Origin of the sequence: Microbacterium sp. ET2, from assembly GCF_030347395.1 — a bacterium.
In the GTDB taxonomy this organism is placed as follows: domain Bacteria; phylum Actinomycetota; class Actinomycetes; order Actinomycetales; family Microbacteriaceae; genus Microbacterium; species Microbacterium albipurpureum.
Genome location: NZ_CP128170.1, coordinates 1313230 through 1329879, shown reverse-complemented (window position 1 = coordinate 1329879; position 16650 = coordinate 1313230). Strand labels below are relative to the sequence as shown.

At 69.8% G+C, this 16650-nt stretch carries 17 protein-coding genes and 1 riboswitch; of the genes, 14 read left to right on the top strand and 3 right to left on the bottom strand.

The genetic code is table 11. From position 1 onward, the window contains the following. Positions 1–5: 5 nt before the first annotated feature. A riboswitch (TPP riboswitch) is annotated at positions 6–115 on the top strand. The 3 genes from QSU92_RS06490 to QSU92_RS06480 all read left to right on the top strand — a co-directional run bounded on the left by QSU92_RS06490 (position 109) and on the right by QSU92_RS06480 (position 3021). Beyond that, positions 109–744: an ECF transporter S component gene (locus QSU92_RS06490; RefSeq protein WP_289265361.1), complete on the top strand. Its 636-nt coding sequence runs from the start codon at positions 109–111 to the stop codon at positions 742–744. Its footprint overlaps the riboswitch before it by 7 nt. A gap of 4 nt (positions 745–748) precedes the next feature. Beyond that, positions 749–2236 carry an ABC transporter ATP-binding protein gene (locus QSU92_RS06485; RefSeq protein ID WP_289265360.1) on the top strand — a complete coding sequence of 496 codons (1488 nt, stop codon included), beginning with the start codon at positions 749–751 and terminating at the stop codon, positions 2234–2236. After that, complete coding sequence (locus QSU92_RS06480) at positions 2233–3021, top strand: energy-coupling factor transporter transmembrane component T family protein (RefSeq protein ID WP_289265358.1); 789 nt, start codon at positions 2233–2235, stop codon at positions 3019–3021. Before QSU92_RS06485 ends, QSU92_RS06480 begins: the two co-directional genes overlap by 4 nt. A gap of 300 nt (positions 3022–3321) precedes the next feature. Here QSU92_RS06480 and QSU92_RS06475 read toward each other — a convergent pair whose 3' ends face one another. Both QSU92_RS06475 and QSU92_RS06470 read right to left on the bottom strand, forming a co-directional pair. Next, positions 3322–3840 carry an SRPBCC family protein gene (locus QSU92_RS06475; RefSeq protein ID WP_289265357.1) on the bottom strand — a complete coding sequence of 173 codons (519 nt, stop codon included), beginning with the start codon at positions 3838–3840 and terminating at the stop codon, positions 3322–3324. Then, positions 3837–4571 carry an aminoglycoside 3'-phosphotransferase gene (locus QSU92_RS06470; RefSeq protein WP_289265356.1) on the bottom strand — a complete coding sequence of 245 codons (735 nt, stop codon included), beginning with the start codon at positions 4569–4571 and terminating at the stop codon, positions 3837–3839. Before QSU92_RS06470 ends, QSU92_RS06475 begins: the two co-directional genes overlap by 4 nt. 179 nt (positions 4572–4750) lie before the next feature. Between QSU92_RS06470 and QSU92_RS06465 the strand changes: the two genes are divergently transcribed. The 4 genes from QSU92_RS06465 to QSU92_RS06450 all read left to right on the top strand — a co-directional run bounded on the left by QSU92_RS06465 (position 4751) and on the right by QSU92_RS06450 (position 8309). Next, positions 4751–5785: a TerC family protein gene (locus QSU92_RS06465; RefSeq protein ID WP_289265354.1), complete on the top strand. Its 1035-nt coding sequence runs from the start codon at positions 4751–4753 to the stop codon at positions 5783–5785. A 111-nt stretch (positions 5786–5896) separates the two neighbouring features. Continuing rightward, positions 5897–6658, top strand: a complete 762-nt coding sequence (locus tag QSU92_RS06460) for an SDR family NAD(P)-dependent oxidoreductase (protein WP_289265353.1) — start codon at positions 5897–5899, stop codon at positions 6656–6658. After that, a complete protein-coding gene (locus QSU92_RS06455) occupies positions 6655–7482 on the top strand; it encodes an enoyl-CoA hydratase/isomerase family protein (RefSeq protein ID WP_289265352.1) in 828 nt (275 codons plus the stop codon). The genes QSU92_RS06460 and QSU92_RS06455 overlap by 4 nt, the downstream gene beginning before the upstream one ends. Beyond that, complete coding sequence (locus tag QSU92_RS06450) at positions 7479–8309, top strand: SDR family oxidoreductase (RefSeq protein ID WP_289265351.1); 831 nt, start codon at positions 7479–7481, stop codon at positions 8307–8309. The genes QSU92_RS06455 and QSU92_RS06450 overlap by 4 nt, the downstream gene beginning before the upstream one ends. Positions 8310–8312: 3 nt before the next feature. Here the strand turns inward: QSU92_RS06450 and QSU92_RS06445 are convergent, their stop codons facing one another. Beyond that, entirely contained in the window at positions 8313–8780 is a 468-nt protein-coding gene (locus tag QSU92_RS06445) for a GNAT family N-acetyltransferase (RefSeq protein WP_289265350.1), read from the bottom strand. Positions 8781–8974: 194 nt separating this feature from the next. On the opposite strand from QSU92_RS06445, the gene rlmN reads away from it, so the two are divergent. The 7 genes from rlmN to QSU92_RS06410 all read left to right on the top strand — a co-directional run bounded on the left by rlmN (position 8975) and on the right by QSU92_RS06410 (position 16574). Next, entirely contained in the window at positions 8975–10204 is a 1230-nt protein-coding gene (rlmN, locus tag QSU92_RS06440; RefSeq protein WP_289265349.1) for a dual-specificity RNA methyltransferase RlmN, read from the top strand. Between the two features lie 55 nt (positions 10205–10259). Next, complete coding sequence (locus tag QSU92_RS06435) at positions 10260–11165, top strand: ABC transporter ATP-binding protein (protein ID WP_289265348.1); 906 nt, start codon at positions 10260–10262, stop codon at positions 11163–11165. Further along, positions 11162–12004 (top strand): ABC transporter permease, encoded by an 843-nt coding sequence (locus tag QSU92_RS06430; protein WP_289265347.1) that lies wholly within the window; start codon positions 11162–11164, stop codon positions 12002–12004. The genes QSU92_RS06435 and QSU92_RS06430 overlap by 4 nt, the downstream gene beginning before the upstream one ends. 44 nt (positions 12005–12048) lie before the next feature. Then, complete coding sequence (locus QSU92_RS06425) at positions 12049–14046, top strand: ABC1 kinase family protein (RefSeq protein ID WP_289265346.1); 1998 nt, start codon at positions 12049–12051, stop codon at positions 14044–14046. A gap of 100 nt (positions 14047–14146) precedes the next feature. Then, a complete protein-coding gene (locus QSU92_RS06420) occupies positions 14147–15076 on the top strand; it encodes an aldo/keto reductase (protein ID WP_289265345.1) in 930 nt (309 codons plus the stop codon). Positions 15077–15099: 23 nt separating this feature from the next. Further along, a complete protein-coding gene (locus QSU92_RS06415) occupies positions 15100–16113 on the top strand; it encodes an aldo/keto reductase family protein (RefSeq protein ID WP_289265344.1) in 1014 nt (337 codons plus the stop codon). Then, positions 16113–16574 (top strand): NUDIX hydrolase, encoded by a 462-nt coding sequence (locus tag QSU92_RS06410; protein ID WP_289265343.1) that lies wholly within the window; start codon positions 16113–16115, stop codon positions 16572–16574. Before QSU92_RS06415 ends, QSU92_RS06410 begins: the two co-directional genes overlap by 1 nt. Positions 16575–16650 lie beyond the last annotated feature (76 nt).

Below are 16650 nucleotides of genomic sequence, written 5' to 3'. Positions count from 1 at the left end.
ATGGTTGCCGAAACCACGGGAGTCCGGCGAGCCGGGCTGAGAGGGAGCGAATCGCGCTCCGACCGTCGAACCTGATCTGGGTCATGCCAGCGCAGGAAGGGAGTACTGATGCACACGCACACGTCCACGTCCGCGTCGTCGACCACCGGCACCGGAGGCCACCGCTTCCGCTGGCGCGTCATCGACATCGTCATCGCCAGCGTCCTCGGGGTTGCGGCGGGTCTGGTGTTCCTGCTGTGGAACATCGCCTACCTCGGGCCGAGCAACTTCCTCAGCCCCCTGCTGCCGGGGCTTCAGGGCCTTCTCGACGGACCGTGGCTGTTCGCCGGGGTGCTCGGAGCGCTCATCATCCGCAAGCCCGGGGCGGCGATCTACACCGAGACGCTCGCTGCGGTCGTCTCAGCCCTCGTCGGCAACACCTGGGGCGGGTTCCTCACGATCGAGGCCGGTCTCGTCCAGGGCCTGGGCGCCGAGCTCATCTTCCTGCTGTTCTTCTACCGGCGCTGGAGCCTCCCGGTCGCCGTGCTCGCCGGCATGGGCGCGGCGCTCGCCGGCGGCATCAACAACCTGATCCTGTGGTACCCGGGCTCCGGAGGCGTGTTCATCACCGTGTACCTCGCCAGCACGCTCGTGTCGGGCGCGCTGATCGCCGGGGCGCTGTCGTGGGTGCTCGCGCGAGGCCTCGCGGCGACCGGCGCACTCGACCGCTTCGCGATCGGGCGCGAGGCGCGCGCGCGCGTCTAGACCGGTGGACTCGACCGGCACACGTCCGGGCGCGCTGGAGGCGCGCGGCTGGGGGTGGCGACACGCCTCGCGTCGTGCGTGGGCGCTGAACGACGTCACGCTGCGAATCGATCCAGGGGAGCGCGTGCTCCTGCTCGGAGCGTCGGGAGCGGGCAAGTCGACCCTTCTCCACGGGTTCGCCGGCGTCCTCGGCGAGGGGGAGGACGGCGAGCAGGCCGGCGAGCTCCTCATCGACGGGATGCCGGCGGCCGACGCCCGCGGTCGGGCGGGCCTGGTGCTCCAGGACCCCGACGCTCAGGTGATCCTCGCCCGCGTCGGCGACGATGTCGCCTTCGGCTGCGAGAACCTCGGCGTCCCCCGAGCGGACATCTGGCCGCGGGTCGGGGCGGCCCTCGACGCCGTCGGCCTCGATGTGCCGCTCGACCGGCCGACGAAGGCGCTCTCGGGGGGTCAGAAGCAGCGGCTCGCGCTCGCCGGGGCGCTGGCGATGCGCCCAGGCATCCTGCTCCTGGATGAGCCGACTGCCAACCTCGACCCGGCGGGGGTCATCGAGGTGCGCGACGCCGTCGCCAGAGTCGCGGCAGAGTCCGGGATGACACTGGTCGTCGTCGAACACCGCGTCGAGGCGTGGCTCGGGGTCGTCGATCGGGTGATCGTGCTGGGCGGTCCGGACCGTGCGAGCGACGTCGGGGGTGCGGGCGGAGTCATCGCCGACGGTGCACCCGATGAGGTGCTGCGCCGCGACGGCGCGGCCGTCGCGGCGCAGGGAGTCTGGGTGCCGGGGTGGCCGCCGCGTCACCCGGCGCCGGCGCCCCTTCCGCCCGGTCGCCCTCTCCTCGAGGGCGACGACCTCGCTGTCGCACGCGTGCGCGACACCCCCGTCGCGCGCGTGGAGCGCGCCGTCGTGCGCGAGCGCGGCGTGCTGGCCATCACCGGACCGAACGGGGTTGGCAAGTCCACTCTCGGGTTGACGCTCGCGGGACTCCTGCCTGCGGCATCCGGTGCTCTTGTGGCGACCGAGACGCTCGCCGACGGAGCGGGGCCGACGCCGATCCGGTGGAGTTCGCGGGCGCTTCTCACCCGCATCGGCACGGTGTTCCAGGAGCCCGAGCATCAGCTCCTCACGCGCACGGTGCGCGACGAGCTCGCCGTCGGGCCGCGCGCGCTCGGCTTGGCCGACCCCGACGTCGAGGCGCGGGTTGACGACCTGCTGCGGCGGCTGCGGCTCGACCACCTCGGTGCGGCCAACCCGTACACGCTCTCCGGTGGCGAGAAGCGTCGGCTCACGGTCGCGGCGGCGATCGCGACGCGGCCGCGCGTGCTCGTCCTCGACGAACCGACCTTCGGACAGGACGCCCGCACCTGGAGCGAGCTCGTGGCGCTCCTGGCAGACCTCCGCGACGCCGGGACGGCGATCGTGGCGATCACGCATGACCGCGAGGTGGTGCGCGCGCTCGGCGCCGACGAGCTGGAGATGGGGGCGGTCGGATGACGCTCGAGCGCACGCGTGCGCGCACCGGCCCGGTCGCCGCGATCAACCCCGTCGCCAAGCTCGGCGCCGCGGCGCTGCTCACCGTGCCGCTCGTGCTGACCCTCGACCCGGTGTCGGCGGGGGTGGCCCTGCTGCTGGAGTTCGCCTTGTTCCCGTTCGCCGGGCTCGGCTGGCGCGAGTTCTGGCGTCGCACCTGGCCGGTGTGGCTGGCCGCGCCCCTCACGGCGCTCACGATAGCCCTCTACGGCGAGACGTCGGGGCGGGTGCTGCTGGAGCTGTTCGTCGTGCGGGTCAGCGAGGGGTCGCTCGAGCTGGCGTTCGCGACGATGCTGCGCGTGCTCGCCATCGCGCTGCCCTCGGTCGTGCTTTTCGTGACCGTCGATCCCACCGACCTCGCCGACGGGCTCGGCCAGGTGCTGCGGCTGCCGTCGCGCTTCGTGCTCGGCGCGCTCGCGGGGCTGCGCATGGTGGGGCTGTTCCTCGATGATTGGCGGGCGCTCGAACTCGCGCGCCGCGCGCGCGGCGTTGCCGATCGCGGGCGGGTGCGGCGCTTCCTCGGCATGGCGTTCGCCCTGCTCGTGCTGTCGCTGCGCCGCGGGGCGACACTCGCCACCGCGATGGAGGCGCGGGGCTTCGGCGCGCCGGGCCGCCGCACCTGGGCCCGGGAATCCACGTTCGGTCGTCGCGAGTGGGCGCTGCTGGCGGTCGGCGCCGCCATCGGCGGGATCGCGGTTGCCGCGGCCGTCGCCGCGGGTACCTGGAACCTCATCCTCGGGCCGGGCTGACGGTCGGGCGCAGGGTCGGGTCGAGGGTCGGGCTGAGGGTCGGGTCGCCCGAAGCCCACGCGCGCCCACGCGCGCCCACGCGTGTCAGCGCCGTACGCACCGGCTCATCGAGGTGGCGCAGATTGTCGGGTTGAGGGGCCTAAGGCGACAATGTGCGTCACCTTCTCCTGGCGCTGCGGATCGATGTGGCGCAGATTGTCGGGTTGAGCGCGGCAAGGCGACCATATGCGCCACTTCTGCGCCAGGCCACCGCATCGCGGCATCACCACGCGGCGCCGCCGCCGCGCGAACGCCCCGCGCTCAGCCTGCGGCGACCTGCTTCTGGTACCCGGCCCGGAGCGCGGGGTAGTACGCGTCCCACTCGACGGCGTCCACGTCGCCGCCCTGCCGCGCGACGACCAGGCGGTCGAGGTAGTACTCCCACCCGGGGCCGATCGAGCCGACATCCTCGTTCGGATTCAACCGCTGCCCGAAGGTGAGAGTCGTCTCCCCGTCGTCCTCGCGCAGCTCGAACCAGAGGTGCCACGTGCCGCCACCCTGCTGGGTGTCGGCGACGAACCGGCGCGGCTTGTCGCACTCGCGGATCGTGAAGGTCTCCGGCGGGACGTTGTCGCCCTCGGCCGTCATCTGGAACGACACGTGGCCTTCGGCGGGGTCGCCCTTCCAGTGCCCGATCCACCGTGAAAGGCGGTCGGAGTCGGTGAGATCGCGCCACACCTTCTTCGCCGAGGAGGCGAAGGTGCGACGAAGGACGAGGTGGGGTTCGCTGTCGATCGACTCGACGACGCCGGTGACCGAGGGTTTGGGGATGTCACTCATGTCGCGTTCCACAGCTCCTGGTAGTAGCTCATCCGGTCCTCGTCCCCGGCGACGCCGTAGGCGTCGAGGAACGTCTCGGTCCATCCTGGCCCATAGTTCCACTCCAGGCTCATCGCGGCGACCGCGAGATCTGCCCAGCGATCGGCGACGCCGAGCGCACCGAGATCCACGTGCCCCGACACGTTCCCATCGTCGGCGAGCACCGTGTTCGGGGCGCACGCGTCGCCGTGGCAGACCACGAGGTCGTCCTCGGAAGGCGCGTCCCGCAATGCCTCGGGCAGCTGGATGCCGCGCCGCGCCGCCTTCTCGAAGCGGTCGGTGACGCGCCACGAGAACGGACACTCCGGCACGGGCAGCCGGTCATGAAAGGACCGCAGTCCGACCCCGATCGCCGTCACGGCGACCTCGGGTGCCGCGATCCACCGCGGCGCGACGGCGCTCTCGCCCGGAAGCGCTTCGGTGACAAGCCACTCCTCGTCGTCATCGCCGCCCCGCGCGATCACCCGTGGCACTGCGGTGAATCGCGTCGCCCATGCCAGGCGCTCCGCCTCGCCCTCGACGGTCGTCTCGGCGTTACGCGGACCCCACTTCACGTACCGGATGCCGCCGGCCCCATTCGCCCGAAAGGTCAGCCCGCCGAGCTCGTTCCGCCAGACCGGGATCAGATCGTCACCCCCGGCGAGCCGGCGGACCCGCCCGGGCACCACCACCCCATCCACCGGAATCGACACGGGGCCACCCTAGACCCGGGGGGCTTTGGTACCCTGGTAGCCGCGACAAGGGGAGTACTCCCGTCTGCGGCGTGCCCGTCAATACGAATCCGATGCAGCGTTCCGGGCCGCCGACCCATTCTGGGCGGAGGAGACCTTGGGCGGTACCACGCCTACCCACCCACCCTTGGAGCCTCCTCGTGGACATCACCCCCCTCGTCTGGATCATCACGATCGCGGTCACGATCGCGTTCTTCATCTACGAGTTCTTCGCCCATGTGCGAACGCCCCATGAGCCGAGCATCGGCGAGTCGGCCCGCTGGTCGGCGTTCTACATCGGCCTCGCGCTCCTCTTCGGTGTCGTCATCGGCATGGTCTGGGGCTGGGACTTCGGCGGCGAGTACTACGCCGGCTACCTCACCGAGAAGGCGCTGTCGATCGACAACCTCTTCGTCTTCCTCATCGTGATGACCGGCTTCGCCGTGCCGAAGATCTACCAGCAGAAGGTGCTGATGATCGGCATCGTGATCGCGCTGGTCATGCGCGGCGCGTTCATCGCCGTCGGCGCGGCGCTCATCGAGAACTTCTCGTGGATCTTCTACGTCTTCGGCGCGCTGCTGCTGTTCCTGGCCTACCGGCAGGCGTTCGCGCACGGCGAGTCCGACCCCGCCAACGGAAGGTTCATGACGTTCGTGCGTCGCCACCTGCCGGTCAGCGACGAGTACAACGGCGACAAGCTGACCGTCAAGAAGGACGGCCGTCGGTTCGTCACCCCGATGCTGCTCGTCATCGTCGCGATCGGTTTCGTCGACCTCATCTTCGCCGTCGACTCCATCCCTGCGATCTACGGCCTGACCGAAGAGGCGTACATCGTCTTCGTCGCGAATGCGTTCGCCCTGATGGGTCTGCGTCAGCTCTACTTCCTCATCGGCGGTCTACTGGAGCGCCTGGTCTACCTGGCGCAGGGCCTCGCGGTCATTCTCGCCTTCATCGGCGTGAAGCTCGTCTTCCACGCCCTCCACGTCAACGAGCTGCCCTTCATCAACGGCGGTGAGCCGCTGCTGTGGGTCCCCGAGATTCCCATCTGGCTCTCGCTGCTGTTCATCGCCGGCACGATCACGGTGGCGACGATCGCGAGCCTCATCAAGACCCGCAACGACCGCGAGGCGAAGGATCGCGAGCAGATCGAGGGCGAGCCGGTCATCGTCGCGAAGGACGAGTCGCGCGGCTCGTGAGGTTTCCTCGGACCGGTTAGCCTGGTGTCAGCGATACGGCGGTGACACTCAGTCCCACAGGGATTGACACGCCGTATCGCTGACAGGCTGGACGGTTCGAAGGAGAACGGCATGGAGATCTCGGGCGCAGCAGCCCTCGTGACCGGAGGTGCGAGCGGCCTCGGCCTCGCCACCGCCGAACGCCTCGCCCGCGCGGGCGCGGTCGTGACCATCGTCGACCTGCCCTCATCGCCCGGCGCCGGGGTTGCGGACGGGTTCGGCGGCGCCTTCGCCCCCGCCGATGTCACCGACCCCGAGCAGGTCGCGGCGGCCGTCGCCACGGCGGCCAGCACTGGACCGCTGCGCATCGTTGTGAACTGCGCCGGCATCGCCCCGCCGGCCAAGGTCCTCGACCGAGACGGCCGGCCGACCCCGTTGGCCGACTTCGAACGCCTCGTCCGCGTGAACCTCATCGGCACCTACAACGTCATCGCGCAAGCATCCGCGGCCATTGTCCGCACTGAGCCGACGGCATCCGGAGACCGCGGCGTCATCGTCAACACCGCGAGCGTCGCGGCGTTCGACGGGCAGATCGGTCAGCCGGCCTATGCGGCGAGCAAGGGGGGCGTGCATGCGATGACCCTTCCGATCGCGCGCGAACTCGCCCGTCACGCCATTCGGGTCGTCACGATCGCCCCCGGCATCATGGAAACGCCGATGCTGAAGGGGCTGCCGCAGGCGGCGCAGGACTCCCTCGGCGAGCAGGTGCCCTACCCCGCCCGGCTCGGCAGGCCCGACGAATACGCCGCCCTCGTGCAGCAGATCGTCGAGAACGGCTACCTCAACGGCGAGACCATTCGCCTGGACGGCGCGATCCGGATGGCTCCGCGATGACCCCGACGACCGTCCTCGACAGCACCGCCGCCGAGGAGAGCATCCTCGTCACCATCGCGGAGGACGGCCTCGCACGCGTCACCTTCAACCGCCCGGCGCGACTGAACGCGATGGACTTCGCGATGGCCGAGCGCTGGCGCGAGATCGCCCACCGGGTGGCCGATGACCCGGGGATCGGGGCGGTGATCCTGGATGCCGCGGGCCCGGCCTTCTGCGCCGGCGGCGACGTCGTGGCGATGTCGGCCACCGGTGCCACCGGGGACGACGTGACCGCGAGTGCACACGTCATCCACGACGGCATCCGCACCCTCGCCCTGTCGGATAAGCCCATCGTCGCCGCCGTGCAGGGCGCCGTGGCCGGCGGGGGCCTCGGGCTCATGCTCACCGCCGATTACATCGTGGCCACCGACGCGGCGCGCTTCGTCAGCCGCTACGCCAACATCGGGCTGACTCCCGACCTCGGGGTGACGACGCTGCTGCCCGCGGCGATCGGCCAGCGCCGCGCCCTGCAGCTGCTGCTTCAGGACCGCACCCTTACCGCCGAAGAGGCGCTCGACTGGGGTCTCATCGCCGAGGTCGTGCCCGCGGACGACCTGGCTGCCCGCGCCGAGGCGATCGCGCGCACCTGGATCGACGGCGCCACCGCGGCGTTCGGGCAGGCCAAGAGACTGGTCCGGCATGGTGCCGACCGCCCGTTCAAGGTCAATCTCGACGACGAGGCCGCGACGATCGGAACCCGGTTCGCCACCGACGAGGCGCGCACCCGCGTCGCGGCGTTCGCCGCGGCATCCCATTCACGATCACGCTCGGAGGAGACCCGATGACCCTCGCCGGAAAGACCATCCTGATCTCGGGCGGCAGCCGCGGGATCGGCCTCGCGATCGCGCTGCGGGCCGCCCGCGACGGCGCGAACATCGCGCTGCTGGCCAAGACCGACACTCCGCACCCGAAGCTCGAGGGCACCGTGCACACCGCCGCGGCCGCGATCGAAGAGGCAGGCGGCCGGGCCCTGCCGATCGTCGGCGACGTGCGCAATGACGACGACATCACCGAGGCGGTGCTGAAGACGCAGGGCGAGTTCGACGGCATCGACATCGTGATCAACAACGCCAGCGTCATCGACCTGTCGCCCTCCCTCGACCTCGCGGCGAAGAAGTACGACCTCATGCAGGATGTCAACGTCCGCGGCACCTTCATGCTGTCCCGGGCAGCGGCGCCGATCCTCCGCGACGCGGCGAACCCCCACATCCTCTCCCTCTCTCCGCCCCTGAACCTCAGCCCCCGCTGGCTGGGTGCGCACACCGGGTACACCCTCGCGAAGTACGGGATGACGATGGCGACGCTCGGCTTCGCCGCGGAGTTCGCCGAGGCGGGCATTGCCGCGAACACCCTGTGGCCGCGCACGACCATCGCGACCGCGGCGGTGCAGTTCGCGCTCGGCGGGGACCGGATGATGCGCGCCAGCCGCACGCCTGAGATCTACGCCGACGCCGCGTACGAGGTGCTCACGAAGCCGTCGCGGGAGTACACCGGCCAGACGCTCATCGTCGAAGACGTGCTGGAGGCCGCCGGGGTGACCGACTTCTCGCGCTACGCGGCGGTGCCGGGAACACCCGACTCCGAGCTCTTCCCCGACATCTTCCTCGACTGATCGTCAGACGAGCGGCTTGCGCAGGAACACCTGGTCGCTGCCGTCGCCCGGCACCCGCTGGGTCTCGCGGTAGCCCTCGCGCTCGTAGAGGCGGAGGTTCGCCTCGCTGAGCGACCCGGTGAACAGCTCGGCCTCGGTCGCGCCCGCCGCGCGGCCACGCTCCTCCAGCGCCACGAGAAGTCGCGATCCGACGCCCTCGCCCTGCACGTCGGGGGCGATGGAGATGCGACCAATCAGCAGCAGCCCGTCATCCGCTCGTGCGCGGGCGGCGCCCACCATCCGGTGACCCAGGTGCGCGACGCAGCCGAGGTTCTCGGCCAGCTCGTGCTCGACCTCCTCGAGCGTCTGGGTGAACGGCGGCATCTCGACGCTGCCGTAGATCAGCGCCTCCGACACGAAGGCCGCTCGCTGCAGGGTCAGCACCTCGCCGGCGTCGGAGGGACGGATGTCACGGATCTGCAGCTCGCTCACGCTCTCACGGTACGCCGCGCCGTCATCGCTTTCTGAGCGACCTGACCGCTGCGACCGCGTCCGTCGCCGCGACCCGTCGATTTCTGCGGTGTGGAACGCGTGAAGCGGAAACTTTTCGACCGGTCGTGACCGTGCCGCGCCCCCCGGCACGTGGCGGCAGGTTCCGCCCAGGAGGCCCCAGGTAACCTGGGACGGTGACCGAGAATCCTCCTGCCCGCGGCGCCGCCGGGCCTGTCCGCCAGGTGCGGCCGCGCACCGAGGGGTGGAAGCAGCAGAAGGATGCCGACGGCCGACCCCTGCTGCAGTTCGCCAGCCCCAAGCGGGGGAAGCCGCCGGTGCATCTGGCCGACCTCACCGCCGAGGAGCGCGCTGCGAAAGTCACCGAGCTCGGTCTCCCGGCGTTCCGCGCGAAGCAGCTCGAGACCCACTACTTCCGCCACTACACCAGCGACCCCGGTGAGATGACCGACCTCCCGGCATCCGTCCGCGACGACCTTGTCGCCGGCCTCCTGCCGCCGCTTCTCACCGAGGTGCGTCGTCTGCAGACGGATCGCGGCGACACGATCAAGTTCCTCTGGAAGCTGCACGACGGCGCGCTCGTGGAGTCGGTGCTGATGCGCTACCCGGGCCGGATCACGCTGTGCGTGTCGAGCCAGGCCGGATGCGGCATGAACTGCCCGTTCTGCGCCACCGGCCAGGCGGGACTCACCCGCAACATGTCTGCGGCCGAGATCGTCGATCAGATCGTGCGCGCGAACCGCCTCATCCGCGAGGGTGGGCTCGGGAAGGCCGAGCACCCCGACGAGCGGGTCACCAACATCGTCTTCATGGGCATGGGGGAGCCTCTGGCCAACTACGCCCGGGTGATGCAGGCGGTGCGGGTGATGATCGACCCGCAGCGCGGGCTCGGGATGAGTGCACGCGGCATCACGGTGTCGACGGTCGGACTCGTGCCCGCGATTCGGAAGCTGTCCGCCGAAGAGATCCCCGTCACCTTCGCCCTGTCGCTCCACGCCCCCGACGACCACCTGCGAGACGAGCTGATTCCGGTCAACTCGAAGTGGAAGGTCGATGAGGCCCTCGACGCCGCCCGCGAGTATTTCGACAAGACCGGGCGCCGCGTCTCGATCGAATACGCACTGATCAAGGACATGAACGACCACGGCTGGCGCGCCGACCTGCTGGCCGAGAAGCTCAACGCCCGCGGCCGGGGCTGGGTGCACGTGAACCCGATCCCGCTGAACCCCACCCCGGGGTCGGTGTGGACCGCATCGGAGCGGAGCGTTCAGAACGAGTTCGTGCGGCGACTGAACGCCGCGGGCATCCCCACGACGCTGCGAGACACGCGCGGCAAGGAGATCGACGGCGCGTGCGGGCAGCTGGTGGCGACCGAAGAGGATGTCGCGGCAGCGACGTCGAGCTGATCACCGACCCGTCAGATCGTCCCCGGAGGGCCGCGGGATACGGCATGGTCGGAGTATGACGAGTGTTGTCGAGGTCGAAGACCTCACCAAGACCTACCGCGGCGGCTTCCAGGCGCTGAAGGGTGTGAGCTTCGACATCCGCCGCGGTGAGACCTTTGCCCTGCTCGGTCCCAACGGCGCAGGCAAGAGCACGACCATCGAGATCCTCGAGGGGTACCGCGATCGCTCCGGCGGTGAGGTGCGTGTGCTGAACGTCGACCCGCGCCAGGGGGATCTCCGCTGGCGGTCGCGCCTGGGGATCGTGCTTCAGAGCACGGGCGAGGCGCCGTCGGCGAGCGTGAAGGAGCTGCTGTCGCACTTCGCATCGTTCTACCCGCGGGCTCGGAAAGTCGACGAGGTCATCGAGGCCGTCGGGCTTTCGGAGAAGGCCAAGACCTCGGTGCGGAAGCTCTCCGGTGGTCAGCGCCGGCGCGTGGATGTGGCCCTCGGGATCATCGGCTCGCCCGAACTTCTCTTCCTCGACGAACCGACCACCGGGTTCGACCCCGAAGCCAGGCGGGTGTTCTGGGAACTCATCCGGGGGCTGCAGCGCGAGGGGACGACGATCCTGCTGACCACCCACTACCTCGATGAAGCCGCCGAGCTCTCCGAACGTGCCGCGATCGTCGTGGGCGGGAAGCTCGCCTCGCTCGGTCCGGTCGATGAGCTCGGCGGTGCCGAGGCGCGCATTCCCATCGTGCGGTGGCGGGAGGCCGGCCAGGTCCGCGAGCAGCGCACCGAGCAGCCCGGACGCCTGGTCGCCGAACTGTACGCGTCGGCGGGTGGGGAGCCCGAGGGCCTCGAGATCGTGCGCCCGAGCCTCGAGGACGTCTACCTCTCGTTCGTCGAGGGCGAGGCGGGCGACGGTTCCGCACCCGACCCCGGTCCCGGCTCCGAAACCGTCACGGAGGTGACCCGATGAGCACGACCCGCGCGTCGCACAAGGTCTCATTCGGTCCGGCCCGCACCATCCGGCTGGGACTCCGCCGCATCGTCTTCGAGGTGCGCGCCTACTTCCGCCAGGGCGACTCGGTGTTCTTCACCTTCCTCTTTCCCGTGCTGTTCCTGTTCATCTTCGCGGTCGCCTTCAGCAGCAGCACCTTCGGCCCGCCCACCGATGAGGTCACCGCCGCCGGGTATTACCTCCCCGCCATGCTCGCCGCGGGCCTTCTGCTGTCGGGCACGCAGCTGCTGGCGATCGACATCGCCATGGAGCGCAGCGACGGCACGCTCAAGCGTCTGGGAGGCATGCCGCTCTCACCGGTGTCGTACTTCATCGGCAAGCTCGGGCAGGTGCTGGTCACCGGGGTGTTCCAGGCCGCTCTGCTGCTCGTCATCGCGGCGGTGTTCTTCGGTGTGGCGCTCCCCACTGATCCCGAGCGCTGGCTGACCTTCACCTGGGTGTTCCTTCTCGGCGCCATCACCTGCGGCGTGCTGGGCATCGCCCTGAGTGCCCTGCCCCGCAGCGGCCGGAGCGCCACCGCTGTCGTGATACCGATCGTGCTGGTGCTGCAGTTCATCTCCGGGGTGTTCATCCCCTTCGACACCCTCCCGGAGTGGTTGCAGAACTTCGCCGGGATCTTCCCGCTGAAGTGGATCGCGCAGGGGATGCGCTCGGTCTTCCTCCCCGAGGTCTTCGCCGACGCCGAGCCGGGTGGCTCCTGGCAGCACCAGGAGACCCTCATCGCGCTTCTCATCTGGCTGGTGGTGGGACTGATCCTCGCCCGACTGACCTTCCGGTGGATTCGCAAGGACGGCTGAGCGCCTCGCCTGACACCGCCGGCTAGCACTGACACAATCGACCTATGCCGGCCTGGGTGATCGTAGGTCTGATCGCGATCGCGTTCGCGCTCATCGCGACGTGGGTGGCGCGTCGTCTTCTCGACCGGAGGATCGGCGAGATCCGGGCGCTCATCCTCTCCGTGCTCGTCTTCCTCGTCAGCGCGCCGGTGGCGCTGTGGATGCTGCAGCGCTCGGGTGTCCTCGACGATGACTTCACGTTCGCCGTCCAGGGCTTCATCGCCCTGGCATTCCTCGCCCTCACGCTCGGGTGGATGCTCGCGATCGTCGTCGCCGTCATCATGGCGGTCGAATTCCTGTGGCCCTCCCGAGGTTTCCGCAACCCGGTCACGGCGTTCCGCCAAGCCCTGCGGCGACGCGACCGCGCTCGCCGTTACGCGCAGATCGTCGCCATCGGATCGCGACACGGGCTGGGGCTCTACCAGCGCCACCGTCGCGGTGACGGCGACGATCTGCCGACAGCCCTCGTCGCCGCCCTCAATCAGGCGGGGGTGACCTTCGTCAAGCTCGGACAGACCCTGTCCACGCGTGAGGACGTCCTCCCGCCCGAGTTCGTCCGCGCCCTGTCCACGCTGCAGATGGATTCGACCGCCATCCCGTGGGCCGAGGCGGAGGCGGCGATCGCCGCCGGGCTCGGGCTGCCGCTGGACGAGGTGTTCGCCTCGGTGGAGAAGCATCCACTCGCCGCCGCATCCGTCGCCCAGGTGCATGCGGCGACCCTGCTGTCGGGGGAGGAGGTCGTGGTGAAGATCCAACGACCGCGGGCCCGCGCGCAGGTGACGACGGATCTCGACATCCTCGAGCGTCTGGCCACCGACGCCGAACGTCGCATGGAGTGGGCCCGCGACTACGGACTGCGTGCCCTCGTGGTCGAGTTCGCGCGCGCGCTGCGGGAGGAGCTCGACTACCGCGTCGAGGCGACGAACACCGAGCTGCTGCGCGGGGCCACCGCCCGATCGAGCGACTCGAAGGTGGTGGTGCCGAAGGTGTACGCGCAGTTCACCACGTCACGCATGCTCGTCCTCGAGCGGGTGACCGGAACACCGTTCAGTCGGCTGACCCCCGGCGATCTTCCACCCGAACGCGCCGTGGCGATCGCCGATGGTGTCGTGGATGCCGTGTTCGAGCAGATCGCGGTCCGCGGCGTCTTCCACGCCGACCTGCATCCCGGGAACCTGGTGCTGCGCGATGACGACAGCGTTGCGCTCGTCGACTTCGGAGCCATCGGCGTGCTCGAACGCAGCATGCGCCACCTCCTCGTGCCCTTCCTCATCGCGATCCTGAACGAAGACGACATCGCCGCCACCGACGTCGTCCTTCTCCTCTGCGCACCGACGCGAGGCACGTCGGCCGATCGCGCCGCGCTTCAGCACGACATCGGCGTGGTGCTGACCCGCATCCACAACGGCACGATCGACCAGAACGTGTTCCGGGCGCTGATCGACGTCCTACGCGCTCACCGACTGGCCATGCCGCCGTCGCTCCTGCTGGTCTTCCGCACCCTGGCGTCCCTCGAAGGATCGATGCGGCGGCTGCAGGCGGACTACGACATGGTGGGCCACGCGCTCAGCCGCGCCCCCCACACGGCGCGCTTGATGAACACCCCCCGCGACCTGCTCCTGTCGGCGCAGTCCAACGGTGCGCTGTTCGTCGAGCAGCTTCGACGTCTGCCCCGCCGCATGGAGAACCTCGGCCGGTCTCTCGAGGACGGCACGTTCGTCGTGCAACTGCGCCGCTTCTCCAACCCGACCGAGCGCAGCTGGCTCGACGGTCTGCTCGGCCAGGTCACCGTGACCGTCGTCGGGATCGCCCTGCTGCTCATGGGCATTCTGCTGGCCGTCGCCGACGGCGGCCCGGAGCTCACGGCGCAGGTGGCGGTTTCGCCCTTCCTCGGCAGCGTCGTCGCGCTCGGCGGTTTCCTGCTGCTCCTGCGAAGCCTCCGGCGGGCACTCCGCCTGCGAGGCGACGTGCTCGAGGGTGACGGGTCAGACGGCGAAGCCTGACGGCTCGCCGGGCTGTTGTCCAGCCGGAACGGCTGATGCGCGCACCGCCTAGTGTGGGGACGCACGCTCCGGATGCCGAGAGGCCGAGAAGAGGACCGCTATGAGGAAGATCCCCCTGGGCGCAGGTGTCGCCCCCAACGTCGTCCTCGGTGTCATGCGCATCGCCGACAAGACCGACGTCGAGGTCCGCGCACTCGTCGGTGCGGCCCGTGACGTCGGGATCGACTTCTTCGACCACGCCGACGTCTACGGCAAAGAGCTGCACGGCTGCGAGTCGCGCTTCGCCGAGGCCCTTCAGCTCTCCTCCTCCGAGCGCGAGCAGATCACTCTGCAGACCAAGGCGGGAATCGTGCGGGAGGGGCCGTACTTCGACTTCTCCTACGACCATCTCGTCAGCTCGGTCGAGGGGTCGCTGAAGGCGCTGAAGACCGACTACATCGACATCCTGCTCCTGCACCGGCCGGACGCGCTCGTCGAGCCCGAGGAGGTCGCCCGCGCGTTCGATCACCTCGAAAGTGCGGGCAAGGTCAGGGCCTTCGGCGTCTCGAACCAGACTCCCGCCCAGATCGAGCTGCTGAAGACCGCCGTGCGCCAGCCCATCGTCGCCAACCAGCTCCAACTGTCGATCACGCACGCGCCGATCATCGCGCAGGGGGTCGCGGCGAACATGGCGGGCACCGACCAGTCGGTCGTGATCGACGGCGGTGGGATCGTCGACTACTGCCGACTGCACGGCATCACGGTGCAGGCCTGGTCGCCCTTCCAGGCCGGATTCTTCACCGGAACCTTCCTCGGATCCCCCGACTACGCCGAGTTGAACGCCGTGATCGACCGCCTCGCCAAGGCCTACGATGTACCGGCCATCGCCATCGCGACGGCGTGGATCACCCGGCATCCGGCGAACATGCAGGTGGTGCTCGGCACCACCACGATCGAGCGTGTGCAGGGTGCCGCGCTCGGTTCCGACATCCCCCTCACGCGGGCCGAGTGGTACGAACTGTTCCGTGCCGCCGGCTACCGCGTGCCCTGAACCACTCTCGAAGGAGGACCCACGTGGTCGCATATCGCTATCTCGGAAACAGCGGACTGAAGGTCTCGGAGATCACCTACGGCAACTGGGTGACACATGCCTCGCAGGTCGAGGACGATGCCGCGGTGAAGACGGTGCACGCCGCACTCGACGCCGGCATCACCACCTTCGACACCGCCGACACCTATGCCAACACCGCCGCCGAGGTGGTGCTCGGCAAGGCGCTGGAGGGTCAGCGTCGGGAGTCGCTGGAGATCTTCACCAAGGTGTACTTCCCGACCGGGCCCGGGGGCCCCAACGACACCGGGCTCAGCCGCAAGCACATCATGGAGTCGATCAACGGGTCGCTGAAGCGCCTCGGCACCGACTACGTCGATCTTTACCAGGCGCATCGTTTCGATTACGAAACGCCCCTGGAGGAGACCTTCCAGGCATTCGCCGACGTCGTGCGACAGGGCAAGGCCCTGTACATCGGCGTCTCGGAGTGGACCGCCGAGCAGCTGCGCGAGGGCCACGCCCTGGCGAAGAGCCTCGGCATCCAGCTCATCTCGAACCAGCCGCAGTATTCGATGCTCTGGCGGGTCATCGAGGGCAAGGTCGTCCCGGCGTCGGAGGAGCTCGGGATCTCGCAGATCGTGTGGTCGCCGATGGCCCAGGGCGTGCTGAGCGGGAAGTACCTGCCCGGTCAGCCCGTGCCCGAGGGGTCTCGCGCGACGGATGAGAAGAGCGGCGCGCAGTTCATCAAGGGATTCCTCCGCGACGAGGTGCTCGAGGCCGTGCAGCGGCTGAAGCCGATCGCCGAAGAGGCGGGGCTCACCATGCCGCAGCTCGCGATCGCCTGGGTGCTGCAGAATCCCAACGTCGCCGCGGCGCTCGTGGGGGCGTCGCGCCCCGAGCAGCTCGCCGACACGGTCAAGGCCTCGGGGGTGACCCTCGACGCCGACACGTCGTCGGCGATCGACACCGCCCTCGGCGGTGCGGTGTTCACCGACCCCGAGCACACCTACGGGGTGTCGCCGAAGAAGCGCCTCACCTGATGCGCAGCGCCGGCATCCTCCTCTTCCGGCTCGGCGAGCACCCCGAGGTGCTCATCGCCCACATGGGCGGGCCGTACTGGGCGAAGAAGGATGCCGGCGCGTGGTCGATCCCGAAGGGCGAGTTCGGCGACGACGAGGCGCCGCTGGATGCCGCCCGGCGGGAGTTCCACGAGGAACTGGGTATCCCGGCGCCCGACGTGGCCTATGCCGAGCTCGGCACCTACCCGTATTCGTCCGGGAAGCGGGTGACCGTGTTCGTCGGAGACGGCGCGGGGTTCGACGCCCCGACGGCGGGGTTCGGCGAGTTCGAGATGGAGTGGCCGCCGCGGTCGGGGAAGCAGGCGATGTTCCCCGAGGTCGACCGGGTCGAGTGGGTCGGATTCGACGTGGCGCGCGAGCGCCTGGTGAAGGGCCAGCGCCCCGCCATCGACGCCCTGGAGGCCCGGCTCGCCGCGGTGTGATGCGCGGGCCGGCGTTGCGCGCGCTGCGCGCGTGCGCAACCGCGGGGATCATCGGCGACACGCCGCGCCGCGGCAT